15 protein-coding genes and 1 tRNA gene are annotated in these 17,734 nt (G+C 61.6%); 7 read left to right on the top strand and 9 right to left on the bottom strand.

From position 1 onward, the window contains the following. Positions 1-149: 149 nt before the first annotated feature. The 4 genes from mltB to EKL02_RS06415 are packed head-to-tail and all read right to left on the bottom strand — an operon-like array spanning position 150 to position 5,289. A complete protein-coding gene (gene mltB / locus EKL02_RS06400) occupies positions 150-1,289 on the bottom strand; it encodes a lytic murein transglycosylase B (protein ID WP_128901271.1) in 1,140 nt (379 codons plus the stop codon). Then, on the bottom strand, positions 1,286-3,325 hold the full coding sequence (locus EKL02_RS06405) for a DUF3488 and transglutaminase-like domain-containing protein (protein ID WP_128901272.1): 2,040 nt from the start codon (positions 3,323-3,325) through the stop codon (positions 1,286-1,288). Before EKL02_RS06405 ends, mltB begins: the two co-directional genes overlap by 4 nt. After that, positions 3,322-4,341: a DUF58 domain-containing protein gene (locus EKL02_RS06410; RefSeq protein WP_128901273.1), complete on the bottom strand. Its 1,020-nt coding sequence runs from the start codon at positions 4,339-4,341 to the stop codon at positions 3,322-3,324. Before EKL02_RS06410 ends, EKL02_RS06405 begins: the two co-directional genes overlap by 4 nt. Positions 4,342-4,368: 27 nt before the next feature. Next, positions 4,369-5,289, bottom strand: a complete 921-nt coding sequence (locus tag EKL02_RS06415; protein WP_128901274.1) for an AAA family ATPase — start codon at positions 5,287-5,289, stop codon at positions 4,369-4,371. Positions 5,290-5,466: 177 nt separating this feature from the next. Between EKL02_RS06415 and EKL02_RS06420 the strand changes: the two genes are divergently transcribed. The 3 genes from EKL02_RS06420 to ylqF all read left to right on the top strand — a co-directional run bounded on the left by EKL02_RS06420 (position 5,467) and on the right by ylqF (position 9,081). After that, positions 5,467-6,396, top strand: coding sequence for a histone deacetylase family protein (locus EKL02_RS06420; protein ID WP_128901275.1), 930 nt, complete (start codon positions 5,467-5,469; stop codon positions 6,394-6,396). Between the two features lie 43 nt (positions 6,397-6,439). After that, positions 6,440-8,077 carry an acyl-CoA synthetase gene (locus EKL02_RS06425; RefSeq protein WP_128901276.1) on the top strand — a complete coding sequence of 546 codons (1,638 nt, stop codon included), beginning with the start codon at positions 6,440-6,442 and terminating at the stop codon, positions 8,075-8,077. A gap of 83 nt (positions 8,078-8,160) precedes the next feature. Then, entirely contained in the window at positions 8,161-9,081 is a 921-nt protein-coding gene (gene ylqF, locus EKL02_RS06430) for a ribosome biogenesis GTPase YlqF (RefSeq protein ID WP_128901277.1), read from the top strand. 117 nt (positions 9,082-9,198) lie between these two features. Here ylqF and groL read toward each other — a convergent pair whose 3' ends face one another. Both groL and groES read right to left on the bottom strand, forming a co-directional pair. Continuing rightward, a complete protein-coding gene (gene groL, locus EKL02_RS06435; RefSeq protein ID WP_128901278.1) occupies positions 9,199-10,851 on the bottom strand; it encodes a chaperonin GroEL in 1,653 nt (550 codons plus the stop codon). A 39-nt stretch (positions 10,852-10,890) separates the two neighbouring features. Continuing rightward, a complete protein-coding gene (gene groES, locus EKL02_RS06440) occupies positions 10,891-11,181 on the bottom strand; it encodes a co-chaperone GroES (RefSeq protein ID WP_128901279.1) in 291 nt (96 codons plus the stop codon). Between the two features lie 411 nt (positions 11,182-11,592). Here groES and EKL02_RS06445 point away from each other — a divergent pair, with 411 nt between their 5' ends. Then, positions 11,593-11,913: a multidrug efflux SMR transporter gene (locus tag EKL02_RS06445; protein WP_128901280.1), complete on the top strand. Its 321-nt coding sequence runs from the start codon at positions 11,593-11,595 to the stop codon at positions 11,911-11,913. On the opposite strand, the gene EKL02_RS06450 is transcribed toward EKL02_RS06445, so the two are convergent. Beyond that, positions 11,910-12,803: an HTH-type transcriptional regulator ArgP gene (locus EKL02_RS06450; protein WP_128901281.1), complete on the bottom strand. Its 894-nt coding sequence runs from the start codon at positions 12,801-12,803 to the stop codon at positions 11,910-11,912. The two genes, EKL02_RS06445 and EKL02_RS06450, sit on opposite strands and share 4 nt — an antisense overlap. A gap of 146 nt (positions 12,804-12,949) precedes the next feature. Here EKL02_RS06450 and EKL02_RS06455 point away from each other — a divergent pair, with 146 nt between their 5' ends. The 3 genes from EKL02_RS06455 to EKL02_RS06465 all read left to right on the top strand — a co-directional run bounded on the left by EKL02_RS06455 (position 12,950) and on the right by EKL02_RS06465 (position 16,571). After that, positions 12,950-15,352: a PBP1A family penicillin-binding protein gene (locus tag EKL02_RS06455; protein ID WP_128901282.1), complete on the top strand. Its 2,403-nt coding sequence runs from the start codon at positions 12,950-12,952 to the stop codon at positions 15,350-15,352. After that, positions 15,353-15,994, top strand: coding sequence for a trimeric intracellular cation channel family protein (locus EKL02_RS06460; RefSeq protein WP_128901283.1), 642 nt, complete (start codon positions 15,353-15,355; stop codon positions 15,992-15,994). An 82-nt stretch (positions 15,995-16,076) separates the two neighbouring features. Beyond that, complete coding sequence (locus tag EKL02_RS06465) at positions 16,077-16,571, top strand: Dps family protein (protein WP_128901284.1); 495 nt, start codon at positions 16,077-16,079, stop codon at positions 16,569-16,571. A gap of 73 nt (positions 16,572-16,644) precedes the next feature. Here the strand turns inward: EKL02_RS06465 and EKL02_RS06470 are convergent. Further along, a tRNA-Leu gene (locus tag EKL02_RS06470) sits at positions 16,645-16,729 on the bottom strand. A 72-nt stretch (positions 16,730-16,801) separates the two neighbouring features. Next, positions 16,802-17,683: a PfkB family carbohydrate kinase gene (locus tag EKL02_RS06475; protein ID WP_241687807.1), complete on the bottom strand. Its 882-nt coding sequence runs from the start codon at positions 17,681-17,683 to the stop codon at positions 16,802-16,804. Between the last annotated feature and the right edge of the window lie 51 nt (positions 17,684-17,734).

A 17,734-nucleotide genomic window follows, 5' to 3' on the forward strand; every position in this document is an offset into this window, starting at 1 on the left:
CCTTTCCGTGACACGGGCATTTTGCCGAACCGATGAGCAGCGATGTTGCGATAAACTAGCGTGCCGTGCGCGCGCCTCGGGCGCGCACGGCATTTATCCGCACACGATGTTCACACCATGTTAACAGACGTACGGAAAAAATGTGCGCGTCAGCCGCCGCGCGCGGCCTTCACGGCGCGACCGAGTTCCACTACCGACATGGCATAGAAGAAGCTGCGGTTATATTTGGTAATGGCGAAGAAATTTGCTGCGCCCAGCCAGTACTCGGTGGCTTCGCTGCCGTTTTGCAGGTCGACCAGGCCGTATGGCAGAGCGGCCGGCGCGTCGCCCGCCGGGGCAATCCCGACAGTCAACATTTCATCGAGCGTATGCCTGGCTTCCAGGCTCTGGCCGATGTAGGCTTCCCAGCGATTGTCGGGCGCGCCGTTCACTGTCGTCGTGGTGACAGTGGCGGGGAAGGCAATGGGTTGCCCGGCTTGCCAGCCATGCTGCACCAGGAAGTTGGCAACGCTGCCGATGGCATCGATGGCAGAATTGCGCAAGTCGATCTTGCCATCGCCATTGAAGTCGACAGCAAAATTGCGTATGCTGCCCGGCATGAACTGCGGCAGGCCGATCGCCCCGGCATAGGAACCCAGCAGCATGAAGGGATCGATGCCGGAGTCGCGCGCAAACAGCAGGGTTTGCTCGAGCTGGCCCCGGAAAAACTTCATCCGGGCGACACGATTTGGGGTGTTTGGGTAATCGAAGCCCAGGGTGGTCAGGGTGTCGAGCACGCGGAAGTTGCCGGTATTGCGGCCATAAACGGTTTCCACGCCGATGATGCCGACAATGATTTCAGCGGGCACGCCATACGTTTTTTCGGCGCGTTCGAGCGCCTGCGCATGCTCGTTCCAGAAGTCGGTGCCTGCGCGAATGCGGATCGGTTCAATGAAGCGGGCGCGATAGGCGCGCCAGTTTTTCGGTTGCCCGGGTGGCGCTGGCTTGACTAGCTGTATTGCCTTTTCAACATACTTCACTTCGCGAAATAAAGTTTCCAGGGTCTGGCGCTCGAAGCCATGGCGCGCTGCCATGTCATCGATGAAAGCGGCAACGTCCTGCCACTGGCCAAAATTGGCGAATTCGCCGGGCTGCACGGCGGGATAGGTAGCCTTGCTCAGCCTGGGCTTGGCTGTGGCGGGCCGGATTGCCGCTTCCCTGGCAAGCGTTGGCGTAGCTGCGGGCAGGAGAAGGCTAAGCGCGAGCAACAGGCTGCGCAGGGTGTTTGGAGGCGAGGTGGAAAATGTCATCGGCATTGCTTCAAAAGGGACTTCAGCTGGGCGACGTGGGGCGCAGCGGATAAGTCGCTTACCGTACCATATCGGACGCTTTCATAGCGTGCCAGGAAGCGTTCTGCAGCCATTTTTTTATTTTCGGAAAGCATGCCGGCAGCTTGCCGGAGGCGCAAGCAATAGGTGCGCGGGCCTTCATGCGCGGCACGTGGCAAGCCCTTGCGCGCCATGATTTGGCAAAAGCGCAAATATAGCGTGGTCAAAGGATCCATCTTGCGGCGTTCGACCAGCAGGGGCCAGGCCAGCAGCGCCATCACGATGGCCGCGCCCACACCCAGCAAGCTGGCCAGCGTGCGCCAGTCCGGCTGGTTGAAACCCAGCGATTGCAGCAGGCTGGTTTGTTTGTCACGGGAATAATTCATGACCCACTGGTTCCAGCCATTGTTGATGGCGTCCCAGTTGAAACGCAACGATGCCAGCCAGGAGCGGGCCGCCGGGTTGAGCCCGATTGCGCCAGCCAGTCCGCCTTGTGGCAGGTTGCGCGCAAGAGACTGTTCGATCCGGTTCGGCGCGACAGCTGCAGTAGGATCGACACGCACCCAGCCGCGGTTTTGCAGCCAGATCTCTGCCCAGGCATGGGCATCCGACTGCCGCACCGTCATGAAGCCATCGACCGGATTGATTTCGCCGCCCTGGTAGCCGGTGACTACCCGTGCCGGCACGCCGGCGGCGCGCATCAGGATAACGAACGCGCTGGCATAGTGTTCGCAAAAACCGGCACGCGTGCCGAACAGGAAGTCATCCATCGCATTGCGGCCCAGCGCCGGCGGTTCCAGCGTATAGCGGAATTGCTGCTCGCGGAAATACTGAAGCGCGGCATTGGCCACCTGCATGTCATCGCTGGCAGCGCGCCGCAGGCTTGCGGCGAAAGCCTGCGTGGCAGGGTTATAGCCCGTTGGAAGCGCGAGCCACGGGCGCAAGTCATCGCGCGCCAGATCGGCCTGCAATGCAAAGTCGAGATGGGAAACAGCGGTATAGCGGATGCGGTCATGGACGGGGCGTTCCGCCCGCAATTCGCCATTGGCCGCAATCTTCGCAGTCAGGCCGGGCATGACGGGCGGCGTTTGTGGCAATTCCAGTGCAAACAGCCAGCGCTTGCCGTGAGGCTCCATGGTGATCTGGTGGCGCACCGCGCTGCCACGCGTGCGCACGGCGGCAGGCAGCGTTGCGGCGCTCGTGGCGGTGGCCTGTTTCCAGTTGCGGCCATCGTAATCGTCCAGCACGATACCGCGCCAGTACAGCTTCGCTTGTGCCGGCACCGTATCGAGAAACTTCACGCGAAACGCGACATCGCCGGACAAGGCCAGTTGTGCGATATTTCCGGGCGCCATGGTATCCGACAAGCCGCTGCGGCTTACCTTGGCATCGCCCGGCATGTTCCACAAAGGCCCTTCGATGCGGGGGAAAAGAAAGAACATCAGCAAGGTCAACGGCGCCGCCAGCGCCAGGATTTTTCCGCCCAGTTGCAGGCGTTGCCGCAGTGGGGGCACGGCGCCTGTGTACTGGAAAGAAAGTTGCGCGCTCAGGAGGGCGACCATGGCCAGCAACGCCATCAGGGCCGCACCCATGCCCTGGGAGTGAAAAAAGCCTGCCAGTATCAGGAAGCAGCCAAGAAAAAGCACGACGAACAGGTCGCGCCGGGCATGCATTTCCAGTAGCTTGAATGCCAGCAGCAATACCAGTGTTGCCACGCCGGCTTCCCGCCCAAGCAGCGTCCTGAAGCTGGCATATACGCCCGCCATGGCCAGCACGGCGAGCGGCAGCAGCAGCCAGCGCGGCGGCAGGCGGTTGCCGCGAAAAGTGATCCAGCCCCGCCAGAGCAGCAACGCCCCGGCAGTCAGCGCTATCCATAATGGCACCTGTGCCGCATGCGGTGCCAGCACCAGGACACAGGCGCACAGCAACAGCAGGGTGTCGGCCTTGTCGCGCGACATTGGGCGGTCGTGATTCCGCGCGGGCAGAAAAAAGGCGGGCAAGATGGTCAGCAATTTCATTGCGTCCCCGCCATGCCGAATAGCGCGAGTTCCTGCAGGCAGGCAGCCTGGTGCGCCGGACCGAGCGCCGGTGCCAGATCGACCTGCCCCAGGCGGAAAGCATACGGCAAGCCTCGCGCCTCGGCTTCCAGGACCCAGCGGGCCATGCGCGACAGGCGCATTTCCAGGTCCATGCTGCCTGGCAGCCGTGAGAATTCCAGCACCAGTTCGGCGGCTGCGCCACCTTCAAAATGTTTGCTGACCAGTGTTGCGCCATGCTGGCTATCCATGCGGGCGATCTGGCGCCAGGCCAGTTGCCGCAGGGAGTCGCCGCTCTGGTAGGCGCGAATGCCGGCAAAGTCGTCATGCCCGGCGCTGCCGCTGCCATCGGCTTCACCGCTGCCATCCAGCGGCAGTGGCGGCGCATCTGTTTCCGGACGGGGATATACCAGCACACGCATGTCCGGTTGCCAGTAACCCCAGGCGCGCAACAGGCCGAGCGGGAAGCGCGTCTGCAGGCGGATGCGCGGTGCCGCCAGCCAGCCGCGCTGTGTCGTGGCAAGGCCGGCGACCGCGGAACGGCTGGAAGCGGCAGGAAGGTCCAGGGGTTGCTGCACCTCTGGCAAGCCGGTTCCCGTGAAGCCCAGCCAGATGGCAAATCGGTCGCGCTTGCCGCGATTGGCCAGGTGCAGTTCGAACTGTGCTTCTTCGCCGGCAAAGACAGGACGCACCCGCCCTGGCGCGAGATGCAGGTGCGCCAGGTTGCGGAAGGTCAGGTGCATGTCGACCACCGCGCAGGCGCCCAGGAGAAAGGTAAGACCGAAGCCGAGGCTGAGGTTGTAATTGATCGAGGCGATGAACAGCACCAATAGCATGAAGCCGAATGCCACGCCCGCCCGGGTGGGCAGGATGAACACGCGACGCTGGTGCAGGTAGACTTCGCCGGCCTCGGCCGTGCCGATGCGAAACAGCCAGCGCTCCAGGCGCTGGCGCAAGCGCGCCCACAGGCCTGGCGCGTGCGTATGCAAAGGTGGCATGCCTGGCATCGTCTGCGCTGCCGGCATCTAGACGGGCACGGACTGCATCAGCCGGATCACCAGGTCGCGGCTGGAAAGGGCGGCGGCGCCCGCCGTCTTCAGCGGACGCAGGCGATGCGCGGTCACTGGCACCAGCACCGCCTGCACATCTTCCGGGATGACATGGTTGCGTCCCTCCAGCGCCGCGCACGCGCGCGCTGCCTGCAACAGCGCGAGCGCGGCGCGTGGGCTCAGGCCTTCGGCAAACAGGCCACTCTGGCGGGACGCCTGCGCCAGCGCCTGCACGTAATCGATCAGGGCAGCGGATGCATGGATTTTCCGGGCGGCCTGTTGTGCCGATTCAAGCTCGTCGGGTTCCATGGCGGGCGCCAGGGAGCGGAGCATGGCGCGCCGGTCCTCGCCCAGCAGCAGGGCGCGTTCGGCCGTGCTGTCGGGATAGCCGAGCGACAGGCACATCAGGAAACGGTCCAGTTGCGACTCCGGCAATTGAAACGTGCCGATCTGGCTGGTCGGGTTTTGCGTGGCGATCACGAAAAATGGCGCCGGCAAGGTGCGCGTGACGCCATCGGCTGTGACCTGGCGTTCTTCCATGGCTTCAAGAAGGGCCGACTGGGTCTTGGGCGTGGCGCGGTTGATTTCATCTGCCAGCAATACCTGGGTGAAGACGGGTCCTGGGTGAAATACGAAGTTGTTTTTTTCCCGGTCGAAAATCGAGATGCCGGCGACGTCGGCCGGCAGCAGATCGCTGGTGAACTGCAGGCGATTGAATTTCAGGCCCAGCGAAATCGCCAGTGCGTGCGCCAGCGTGGTCTTGCCCACGCCGGGTACATCCTCGAGCAGCAGATGGCCGCCTGCCAGGAGGCAAATCAGGGCTTGCCGTACTTGTGATTCCTTGCCGATGACGATATTGTTGACTTGCCTGGCGACTGCGTGGATTTTGTCGAACATGAAGCTTCCGATGAGAAGTGGAAATTTGGTGATCTGCTTGCGCGCTTGAAGTTATTCTATGGCAGCATTGATGAATCGCAAATATAAAAACAAGCCGGATTTGTGAAAAAACCGGCGCTCCCCTGTTTCTTGGCTAAACTTGGAAGGAAAAGGGTGAAAATTAAAAGAGGATGAAGGATGACAACCGGTTTTTATACCCACGCCGAGTGCAAGCGTCATGAAATGGGGGAGTGGCACCCGGAATCGCCGGCACGATTGCAAGCCATCGAAGACCAGTTGATTTCCAGCCGGATCGATCCTTTCATCGTGCATCGCGATGCCCCTGCCGCCAGTCTCGACGATGTGGCGCGCGTGCATACGGCGGCTGCCATCGCCCGCATTCGTGAGAACGTGCCGTCTCCCGGCAAGCATTTCAGCCTGGATGGCGATACCTCGCTCAATGCGCACAGCTGGGATGCTGCCCTGCATGCGGCGGGCGCTGCAGTGGCGGCGACCGACGCGGTGCTGGCCGGCGAACTCGTCAACGCCTTCTGTTCCGTGCGCCCTCCGGGGCACCATGCGACGCCGGACGAGTCCATGGGTTTTTGCCTGTTCAATAACATTGCCATCGCCGCCCGTCATGCGCTCGAGGTGCATGGACTGGAACGGGTTGCCATCGTCGATTTCGATGTCCATCACGGCAACGGCACTGAAGCCGCTTTCATCGACGAGCCGCGGGTGCTGATGGTCAGTTTCTTCCAGCATCCTTTCTATCCCTACAGCGGCGCCACCGACATCGGCGCGCATGCCGTCAACGTCCCGGTGCCGGCCTATAGCGGCGGGGAAGTCGTGCGCCAGCTTGTCGCCGAGCGCTGGCTGCCGGCGCTGCACGCGCATCGTCCGCAGATGCTGTTCATCTCGGCCGGATTCGACGCCCACCGCGAAGACGATATCGGCCAGCTCGGCCTGCTGGAAGCCGACTATGCCTGGCTGACGCAGCAGATCATGGCCATTGCCGACGAATATGCGCAGGGGCGCATCGTCAGCTGCCTGGAAGGCGGCTATAACCTGTCGGCGCTGGCGCGCAGCGTGGTGGCGCACATCAAGACACTGGCGCGGCTCGACTGAGCCTGCAACCAATTCATCAATCAGGCAATGGGGAGAGACAAGCATGGATAAATTCGACCTTGGTCTGGAAAAAAATCCAGCCAACTACACGCCGCTCACCCCGTTGAGTTTCATTGAACGCGCTGCCTCCGTCTATCCGGATCGCCTGGCGACGGTTCACGGACCCCTGCGCCTGACCTGGGCCGAACAGTACCGGCGCGCGCGCCAGCTGGCCTCGATGCTGGCGTGGTATGGCATCGGCAAGAACGATACGGTGGCGGTCATGCTGCCCAATACGCCGCCGATGGTGGATGCCCATTTCGGTGTGCCCATGACCGGCGCGGTCCTGAACACGCTCAACACCCGGCTTGATGCCGAAAGCCTCGCCTTCATGCTGAACCATGGCGAGGCGAGGGCGGTGATCGTCGACCGGGAATATTCCGGCGTCATGCGGGATGCCCTGGCCATGCTGGGCCGCAAGGTCCTGGTCATTGATGTTGATGATCCGGAGTACACCGGCGCCGGCGAGCGCATTGGCGACCTTGAATATGAAGCCTTCATCGCTCGCGGCGATGCCGAATACAGCTGGCGCAATCCCGAGGATGAATGGAACGCCATCGGCCTGAACTATACATCGGGGACAACGGGCGACCCCAAGGGCGTGGTAGTGCACCATCGCGGCGCTTACCTGAATGCCGTCTCCAATATTGTCACCTGGACCTTGCCGCGCCATCCGGTGTACCTGTGGACGCTGCCCATGTTTCATTGCAATGGCTGGTGCTTTCCCTGGACCGTGGCGGCGCAGGCGGGCGTCAACGTTTGTTTGCGCCGGGTCGAGGCTGCCGCGATCTGGCATGCCATTCGGGAGCACAAGGTCACGCATTATTGCGGCGCGCCGATTGTCCATTCGCTGATCCTGAATGCGCCGGTGGAATTGCGCCAGGGCGTCGATCACAAGGTGTCCGCCATGGTCGCCGGCGCTGCGCCGCCGGCATCGATGATCGAGGGCATGGAAGAAATCGGCTTCGATTTGACCCACGTATATGGCTTGACAGAAGTGTATGGGCCGGCGGCGGTATGCGAGAAACATGACGAGTGGGATGCAACGGATATCGGCGAGCGTGCCCGGCTGAACGCGCGCCAGGGCATCCGTTACCTGCTGCAGGAAGCGGTCACGGTATTGAACCCTGCCACCATGCAGCCGGTGCCCGCCGATGGCGAAACCATCGGCGAGATTATGTTTCGCGGCAATATCACCATGAAGGGTTACCTGAAAAACGAGAAGACCACGCGCGAGGCATTTGCCGGCGGCTGGTTCCATTCGGGCGACCTCGGCGTGATCCATCCTGATGGCTATATCAAGATCAAGGACCGCAGCAAGGACATCATCATTTCCGGCGGCGAAAATATTTCCAGTGTCGAAGTCGAGGACGTGCTATATCGCCATCCGGCCGTGCTGGTGGCGGCGGTGGTCGCTATGCCCAACGAGAAATGGGGCGAGACGCCGTGTGCCTTCATCGAACTGAAGCCGGGGGCGAACGTCACCCAACAGGAAATCATCGCCCATTGCAAGCAGCACCTGGCGGGTTTCAAGGTGCCGCGCGCGGTGCTGTTCGAGGTCTTGCCTAAGACTGCCACCGGCAAGATCCAGAAATTCGAGTTGCGCCAGCGCGCCGGATCGGCGCAGGCAATCGACGTCTGAGGCCTCAGCCTGCCTGCAAGAACGTAGGGCCCGGGCGGGCGAACGGGTAGAATAGCGCCTTGATCCCGTTCGAAAAGCGTCACATGTCCATACAATGGTTCCCCGGTCACATGAATTCGGCCCGCCGCCAGGCGGCCGAAACCATGGAAAAGACCGATATGGTGGTCGAGGTGCTCGACGCCCGCCTGCCGCAGGCCAGCTGCAACCCGATGATTGAGCAATTGCGGGTGTTCCGGCAGCGCCCTTGCCTGAAAATCCTTAACAAGGCCGACCTGGCCGACCCGGCCGCAACCCAGGCCTGGCTGGATTTCTACAACAAGCAAAAGAATGTGCACGCGGTAGCGCTGAGCTGCAAGAATCCAGCCGATGTTGCCAAGGTCCCGGGCCTGTGTCTGAAGATCGCACCGCACCGCGGCACAGCCTTGAAGCCATTGCGCATCATGATCATGGGCATTCCCAACGTCGGCAAATCAACGCTGATGAATGCCTTGCTGAAAAAACGCGTCGCCAAGGTGGGTGACGAGCCGGCGGTCACCAAGACCCAGCAGCGGCTGTACCTGGGCAATAACATGGTGCTGGTCGATACCCCCGGCATGCTGTGGCCGAAGATTGCCCATCCGACCGATGGCCTGATGCTGGCCGCCAGCCACGCCATCGGCAGCAATGCGCTGATCGAGGAAGAAGTTGCCACCTTCCTCGCCGGCGTGGTGCTGGAACGCTATCCACAATTGCTTTTCACGCGCTACGGTGTCAGTGGCGAAGGCATCGATGCGGTCGACGTGGTCGAGGGCGTGGCGAAGAAGCGCGGCTTCCGGCAAAAGGGTGGCGAGTTCGACTATGAAAAGGCGTCGCACACCTTCCTGCAGGATTACCGCAGTGGCGCGCTTGGCCGGATCAGCCTGGAGACGCCCGACAGCCGTGCGGCGCTGCTGGCGAGCTACCAAGCTCCGCAAAGCCTGGGGCTGGCGGCCGAGCCGGAAGAAGAGACGGATCGCGACGACTGAGTCCGGCTCCACGACGAAGATAGGCAAACAAAAAGCCTGCAAGGCGCAAACCTTGCAGGCTTTTTTATTTTCGGGGCAGGCGAGGAAAATGCATCCCTCGCCGGGCCGGCCGGCAAATTACATCATGCCGCCCATGCCACCCATGCCGCCCATGCCGCCCATACCTTCCATGCCGCCGCCAGCTGCCGGCTTGTCTTCGACCAGCTCGGCCACCATGCAATCGGTGGTCAGCATCAGGCCGGCGATCGAAGCGGCGTTTTGCAGCGCCGAACGGGTCACCTTGGCTGGATCCAGCACGCCCATTTCGACCATGTCGCCATAGGTGCCGTTGGCGGCGTTGTAACCGAAGTTACCCGAGCCTTCCAGGACCTTGTTGACGACGACCGAAGCTTCTTCACCGGCGTTGGTGACGATCATGCGCAGCGGCTCTTCGATGGCGCGCAGGACGATCTTGATGCCTGCGTCCTGGTCAGGGTTGTCGCCCTTGACGGTCACGCTGTTACGTGCGCGCAGCAGGGCCACGCCGCCGCCGGCAACGATGCCTTCTTCCACGGCAGCACGGGTTGCGTGCAGCGCGTCTTCAACGCGGGCTTTCTTTTCTTTCATTTCGACTTCGGTGGCAGCGCCAACCTTGATCACGGCAACACCGCCTGCCAACTTGGCAACGCGTTCCTGCAGCTTTTCACGGTCGTAGTCCGAAGTCGCTTCTTCGATTTGCGCGCGGATTTGCTTGACGCGGGTTTCGATGTTGGCAGCCTGGCCAGCGCCGTCGATGACGGTGGTGTTTTCCTTGCCGATTTCGATGCGCTTGGCTTGGCCCAGATCGTTCAGGGTGACTTTTTCCAGGGTCAGGCCGACTTCTTCAGCGATGACCTGGCCGCCGGTCAGGATGGCGATGTCTTCCAGCATGGCTTTGCGGCGGTCGCCGAAGCCAGGTGCCTTGACTGCGCAAGTCTTCAGGATGCCGCGGATGTTGTTGACCACCAGGGTGGCCAGCGCTTCGCCTTCGATGTCTTCAGCGATGATCAAGAGCGGACGGCCAGCCTTGGCGACTTGTTCCAGCACCGGCAGCAGATCGCGGATGTTCGAGATCTTCTTGTCGAACAGCAGGATGAACGGGCTTTCCAGCAGGACGGTTTGCTTTTCCGGATTGTTGATGAAGTACGGCGACAGGTAGCCGCGGTCGAACTGCATGCCTTCGACGATGTCGAGTTCGTCGTTCAGGGACTTGCCGTCTTCAACCGTGATGACGCCTTCCTTGCCGACTTTTTCCATGGCTTCAGCGATGCGCTCGCCGATCGAGGAATCGCTGTTGGCCGAGATCGAGCCGACCTGGGCGATTTCCTTGGTGGTGGTGCAAGGCTTGGAGATGTTCTTCAGTTCAGCGACGACGGCAGTCACTGCCTTGTCGATGCCGCGCTTCAGGTCCATCGGGTTCATGCCGGCGGCAACGTATTTCATGCCTTCGCGCACGATGGCTTGTGCCAGCACGGTTGCGGTGGTGGTGCCGTCACCGGCGTTGTCGGAAGTCTTGGAAGCGACTTCCTTGACCATTTGCGCGCCCATGTTCATGAGCTTGTCTTTGAGTTCGATTTCTTTCGCGACCGAGACACCGTCCTTGGTCACGGTCGGGGCGCCGAACGAGCGCTCCAGCACGACATTGCGGCCTTTCGGGCCCAGGGTAACCTTGACTGCGTTGGCGAGGATATTTACGCCTTCAACCATCTTGTGACGGGCGGAATCGCCGAATACTACGTCTTTAGCTGCCATGTTGTAACTCCTTAATTGGGAAATTCGTATGAGGCCAGATTACTTTTGGACGATCGCCATGATGTCTTCTTCGCGCATCACCAGCAGTTCCTCGCCGGCAACCTTGACGGCCTGGCCGGAATACTTGCCGAACAGGACGCGGTCACCGACCTTGACGTCGAGCGGGCGGACCTTGCCGTCGTCCAGGATCTTGCCATTGCCAACGGCCAGCACTTCACCCTGATCCGGCTTTTCTGCAGCGGCTTCAGGAAGGACGATGCCGGATGCGGTTTTGGTTTCCTGATCCAGACGCTTGACGATGACGCGATCGTGCAAAGGACGAAGGTTCATACAAACTCCTTAAAATTCAATAGGTTGTGATAATTTTCCGCAGGCATGCCACAAACCGTGAAGTTCACGATGCAGCCTGCGCGACGCAAAAGTTGGAAGGCCAGGGAAGCGTTGTTAGCACTCTCCCCTAACGAGTGCTAAGTATATGGGCGAGGTGTGCTTTTTTCAAGTCAAGAGTGGCGGATTATTCCAGTCGAGAGTCGCTTAACTCTTAACAATAACGCTGGAGCGCTCGCTTTGAATCCCGGTAGACTGGGTGCGAATACAATCCTGTTGGGATATCATGGCGGCCGTGCCTTGGCAGTTCGGCGTGCTTGCTGCGGCATATTTTATTTCTCAGGAGGAACGACCTCCCCCCAAAGACGGGAATAATGCTCGGGACGGCCCGGCTCTTTCAAAAGGAGGGCCGCAATGGCTTGGATTTGGTTGGTGGTTGCCGGGATATTTGAAATCGTTTGGGCGTATGCCATGAAGCAGTCAAACGGCTTTACGCGACTTGTTCCTTCCGTCGTGACCGTGGTCATGATGATCGCCAGTGTCGTTTTGCTATCGTTTTCGATGCGCACACTTCCCCTTGGCACCGCCTATACCGTCTGGACCGGCATTGGCGCGCTCGGCGCATTTGTGGTGGGCGTGGTCGCGCTTGGCGAACCGTTGACCATGACCCGCGTGGCCGCTGCGGCGCTGATTGTGTGCGGCCTCGTATTGATGAAACTTTCCACTACCGGCTAGCGCCGCAGTATCCCGCGCGCCGCCGCGACGATCTGGCTGGACATGGCTTCCATGCGCGGGGACTGGACCTTCCAGGCATGCCAGTAGAGCGCGACATCGGTTGGATGCCGGGGCGCCAGGTCGACCAGGGGATCTTTCTCTGCGCCTGCGGCGGCAAGCAGCCATTCCGGTACCATCGCATAGCCCAGGCCGTGGCGCACGGCAGCGAAATGGGCTTCGATGCCGGGCACATAATGGCAGGGATAGGCGCCTTCGGGCAAGCCCAGGCGCGACAGCAGAAAGCTGGACTGCAGGGTATCCTTGCGCGTATAAGCCACTACCGGCGCGCGCCGCGCAGCGTCGCGCGTCAATCCCTTGGGCAGCCAGCGCTGGCGAAACGATGCGCTCGCCATCAGCCGGTAGCGCATCGTGCCGAGCAGTTCGGCGCCGCAGCCGCGCATCGGCCGCGCCACGGTGCTGACGCACCCGGCCACCATCCCTGTTTCCAGCAATTCATAGGTATGGTCCTGGTCTTCGACGATCAGTTCGAGGATGAGCTGTTCCTTCACCAGCAAGCCTGCCAGCGCCGGAAAAAACCAGGTCCCCAGGCTGTCTGCGTTCAACGCCACCGACACGGTGATTGCGCCGCTTTCCGAATTGAGCAGCTCTGCTTCCAGGTCCGCCTTCAGCAGCATCGCGCGCCGCAAGTATTGCAGCAGGCGCTGGCCAACCGGTGTGGTGCGGCAAGGGCGGGTGCGCAAGATGAGCGCGGCGCCGATGGCCGTCTCCAGGGCGCGCACGCGTTGCGATACCGCCGAAGGTGTCAGATTCAGCTTGACTGCGGCACGCTCAAAATTGCCTGACTCGGCAACCGCCTGAAACGCATCTGTCTGCTTGGGATCGAGGTGCATTTTATAAGATTAAAAAATTTAATCTAAATGAAGAAATGCTTAATCTTATTTCAAAATGGCGGGAAGGCAAGCAAAATCGTGAAGTTCTCCCAAGCCCATATGCGTTGATTCCCGTATGACATCTGTCATATTTGCCGCCCCGAGCAATGAACCTTACCGCTACCAGTCCATCGCGCTTGCGCACCATGCTGAAGCTTGCCGCCGGCCTGCTGATCGGGCTGTCCCTCGGTGCTGCCATTGGCGGCGCCTATGTGATTCGCCAGCTATGGCGTGAACTGCCGGCGGTCGACCATCTGGCCACCTACGAGCCGGTGCTGCCGCTGCGCATTTATGACAGGGATGGCAACCTGCTCGGCGAATATGGCGAAGAGCGTCGCGACTTTGTGCCGCTTGAACGCATTCCCCTCAAGGTGCGCCAGGCGCTGCTGGCCATCGAGGACGCGCGCTACTATGAACACGGGCCGGTCGATTTCATCGGACTGGCCCGCTCGGCCGTCAGCAATTTCAAGGCCGGCGGCCATGCGCAGGGCGCCAGCACCATCACGATGCAGGTGGCCCGCGTCTTTTTCCTGAGCCGGCAAAAGACTTACCACCGCAAGATCATGGAAGTCCTGCTGGCCTACAAGCTCGAATCGGTCTACAGCAAGGATAAGATTCTCGAGCTGTACATGAACCAGGTCTACCTCGGCGAGCGCGCCTACGGCTACGCCGCGGCCGCAGCGGTGTATTTCGACAAGACGCTCGACCAGTTGAGCGCGGCCGAAGCCGCAATGCTCGCAGGTCTGCCAAAGGCGCCCTCGGCCTACAATCCGGTTGCCAATCGCGAGCGGGCCATCATTCGCCAGCAATATATTCTCAAGCGCATGCGCGAGCTGGACTATCTCGACGAGCAGGCATACCGGCAGGCCCTTGCCGAGGAACTGGTCCTGCGGCCGCAGTATCGCTCGGTCGTGCGGGCCGCTGCCTATGCCGTCGAACAGGCCAGGCAAATGGTGGTCGCGCAGTACGGCGAGGATGCCTATTCGCTTGGGCTGGATGTGACCACCACGATCGGCGTGCGCGAACAGCTCGCTGCCACCGACGCCTTGCGGCGCGGCTTGCTGGAGGCCCAGGAAAGCCGGGGTTACACGGGGCCGGAGGGGCGCGTCCAGCCGGTGCCCGCCAGCGACCGGCCAGCCGAGATACGTGCCGCGCTCCGGAATTATCGCGACAGCGGCAACCTGCATGCGGCCCTGGTGCTGGAGGTTGCCGATCCGGCTGGCATCGCCGCCGCGCTGCGCGATGGCACCATCGTCCGGGTTTCCCGCAAGTCGCTCGGACGCGGCGTCCTTGCGGCGCTAGAGCCTGGCGCTCCCGCACGCAAGCGTATCGAGCCCGGCGCCGTGATCCGCATCATGCATGACGGCGCCAAAGGCTGGCGTCTGAAAGACTTGCCGCGGATGGAAGGCGCGCTTGTCTCCATGGATGCGCATTCCGGCGAGATCCTGGCCTTGACCGGCGGCTTCGATTTTGCGCTGAACAAATTCGATCACGCGGTCCAGGCAGTGCGGCAGCCCGGCTCCACTTTCAAGCCTTTCGTCTATTCCGCGGCGCTGGAAAAAGGTTACTTCCCGGGCACCCTGGTCGACGATACGCAGCGCGTGGTCACGCCACAGGCGCGGGGCAGCAAGGCCTGGCGCCCGCGCAATTACGGCAACAACTATGAAGGCTTCATTTCGGCCCGGCGCGGCCTGGCGCGCTCAAAAAACCTGGTCGCCGTCAATCTGATGCAGGCGGCCGGCGTCGAGTACGTGCAGCAATTCGCCACGCGCTTCGGCTTTATCGCAGAACTCAATCCGCCCAGGCTGCCGCTTGCGCTGGGCGCCGGCGCGGTCACGCCGCTGCAACTGACCCAGGCCTACGCGGTTTTCGCCAACGGCGGCGCACTGGTCCAGCCGCGCCTGATTACCGCGGTGCGCGAACGGGATGGCGGTGTGCTCTACCAGGCCGAACAGGCATCGCCGCGCGATCAGGCGATTTCCGCACGCAACGCCTACGTGATGGACAGCATGTTGCGCGACGTGGTGCAGCACGGCACGGGGCGCCGCGCGACCGCGCTCGGGCGCGAGGACATCGCCGGCAAGACCGGCACTTCCAATGATGCCCGGGATGTCTGGTTCGCCGGCTATTCCTCGGGGGTGGCTTCGGTCGTCTGGATGGGATACGACCAGCCGCGCAGCCTTGGCAAATCCACCGGGGGCACCCTGGCATTGCCGGTCTGGACGGAATACATGAAGGTAGCCATCGCCGGGCGGCCCGAGTCGGAACGCGCCATGCCGCCGGATCTGGCGCAACGCGCGGATGACTACGTTTATCAGGAATTCCTGGAGAAGTACCTGGCGGGCCACTGCACCAGTGATGGCAATGCATTTACGCGGAGTCCATTCGAATGCGCCGCTGTGAAAGGCCCCGCCAGCCAGTCCGCTTCGGGAGCGACGGCTGAGGAGATCATCGATTTTCCGAATCTCGAAGCGCAGTCGGATTTAGGACAAGCAATAGGAAAAAGCTGAATGACCTTGCTACATATCATTTATTTGATTGCGATCACCGCCGAAGCCGCAACCGGCGCGCTCATGGGCATGCGCCGGCGATTCGACCTGTTCGGCCTTGCGGTGGTCGGGACCGTGACGGCGCTGGGTGGCGGGTCGATCCGCGACATGATCCTGGGTCACTACCCATTAGGCTGGGTAGCGCATCCGGAGTATCTGCTCTTTACGATCGGTGCGGCGGTCTGTGCCGCCTTGCTCGCACGTCGGCTGCAGAGCCTGAAATCCGCTTTTCTGATTCTGGATGCCATGGGGCTGGTGGCATTTACCGTCATCGGTTGCGATATTGCCGCCACCACCGGCGCGCACGTCGCCGTCGTCGTTTTGATGGGCATGGTGACCGGCGTCTTTGGCGGCCTGCTGCGCGACGTCCTGTGCAACCAGGTGCCGCTGGTATTGCAGCGCGACCTGTATGCCACGGTTTCCCTGGCCACCGGCGTGCTGTATGTGGGCATGCTGCATTTCGATGTCGACCGCGACCTTGCCACCGCCATTGCCATCGGCGCCGGCTTTGCATTTCGCCTGATCGCCATCCGGTATGCGCTCGGGCTGCCGGTGTTCGACGCAGCGACCCATTCCGGCGGCGAGGAAGGCGATCCGGTTTAGGTTGCCGGACATCGAAATCAATGTCCTGGCGGTAATTTTCTACGCCCTGCGATAAACTGAAGTTTTTAACCGGGAGAAAAATATGGCAGCCAAAAAAACCAAGATTCCAGCGATCGATATCGGCATCAAGGCCGGCGACCGCGAAAAAATCGTGCAGGGCCTGTCGTCCTTGCTGGCAGACAGCTATACCCTGTACCTGATGACCCACAATTTCCACTGGAATGTCACCGGCCCGCAATTCAACAGCCTGCACCAGATGTTCATGGTCCAGTACACCGAGCAATGGAATGCCCTGGACCTGATCGCCGAGCGGATTCGCGCCCTGGGCTATCCGGCGCCTGGCACCTACAAGGAATTCGTCAAGCTGGCTTCCATCAAGGAAGTCGAGGGCGTGCCCAAGGCAGAAGAGATGGTCCGTTTGCTGGTCTCTGCGCAGGAAGCAACTGCCCGCACGGCCCGCAAGCTGTTCCCCGTGGTCGATGCCGCCAATGACCAGCCGACTGCGGATTTACTGACGCAGCGCCTGGAAGTGCATGAAAAAACAGCGTGGATGCTGCGCAGCGTGCTGGAAGACTGATACCAGGACGGAAGTTTTCTGCGGACGAAAAAACAAAAACCCCTTGAGTAATCAAGGGGTTTTTGCATTGTTCTGGTGCCCGGGGCCGGACTCGAACCGGCACGCCTTGCGGCGGGGGATTTTGAGTCCCCTACGTCTACCAATTTCATCACCCGGGCATAAGAGCAACATTATCGCCGATTTGCCTTCCCATAGCAACAGGCGGGCGTTTCGCCTTACCTGAAAGAGGGCTATTGCCGCACCAGAAATTCGTCCACTTCGGCGCGACTGGGGATGCCAGCCCGGCCACCCTGGCGCGTGCATTTGAGCGCGGCTACCGCGCTGGCAAAGCGCATGGCTTGCGCCACGCTCTGGCCTTCGCCCATCGCCAGCGCATAGGCGCCATGAAAGACATCGCCGGCGCCGGTCGTATCCACCACGGTCACGGCGAATGACGCCTGTTGATGAAAACCCTCGCCGTCCAGCCACAGGGTGCCCCTGCTGCCGCGCGTAACGGCGGCAACACGGCAGCCGAGCGCGCGTGCCTTTGCCAGCGCGGCGCGGCGATTGGCATCGTTATGCAGGCTGTCTGCACCGGCAAAGGAACGCAGTCCCGGCTCTGAAAAAATCGCATGGTCGGTCCAGGGCAGCACTGCTGCGAATGCCGCTTCGGTGGCAGTTTCGCCATCCAGTACGGTGGGAATGCCGGCGCTGCGGGCTGCTGCAAAGATGGCAGAGGCGCCTTCGACCCAGCGGATGTCGGCGTGGATGGCGGCAGCTTCCATCACGCGTTGCAGCGGCAGCCAGGACGTGTCGTCGGGGATGTTTGCGCCACGGTAGTTGACGATCATGCGCTCGCCATCCTGCGACACGATCACGGCCGAAATCGATGAGCGGGCGCCGGCAATCAGGCGAAATTGCTTCACGTCGACGCCGTAGTCCACTAGTTGCCGCTGCATCGCCAGGCCAGCCTCGTCATCGCCGGCCCGGCCCCAGTAAGCGCAGTCGGCGCCCAGCCTGGCGGCGGCAACGGCGGCGTTGGCTGCCATGCCGCCGCCAACTTCGAGGTAATCGCTGGCGCGATACTTGCCGCCGCCAGCGGGCAAGTCACGCACAGGCCAGACCTTGTCCAAGGTCGTATTACCAAGGCATATAACGCGTATTCCCATGCTTTATCCTTTTCT

The sequence above is a fragment of the Janthinobacterium sp. 17J80-10 genome (assembly GCF_004114795.1).
In the GTDB taxonomy this organism is placed as follows: Bacteria; Pseudomonadota; Gammaproteobacteria; order Burkholderiales; family Burkholderiaceae_D; genus Paucimonas.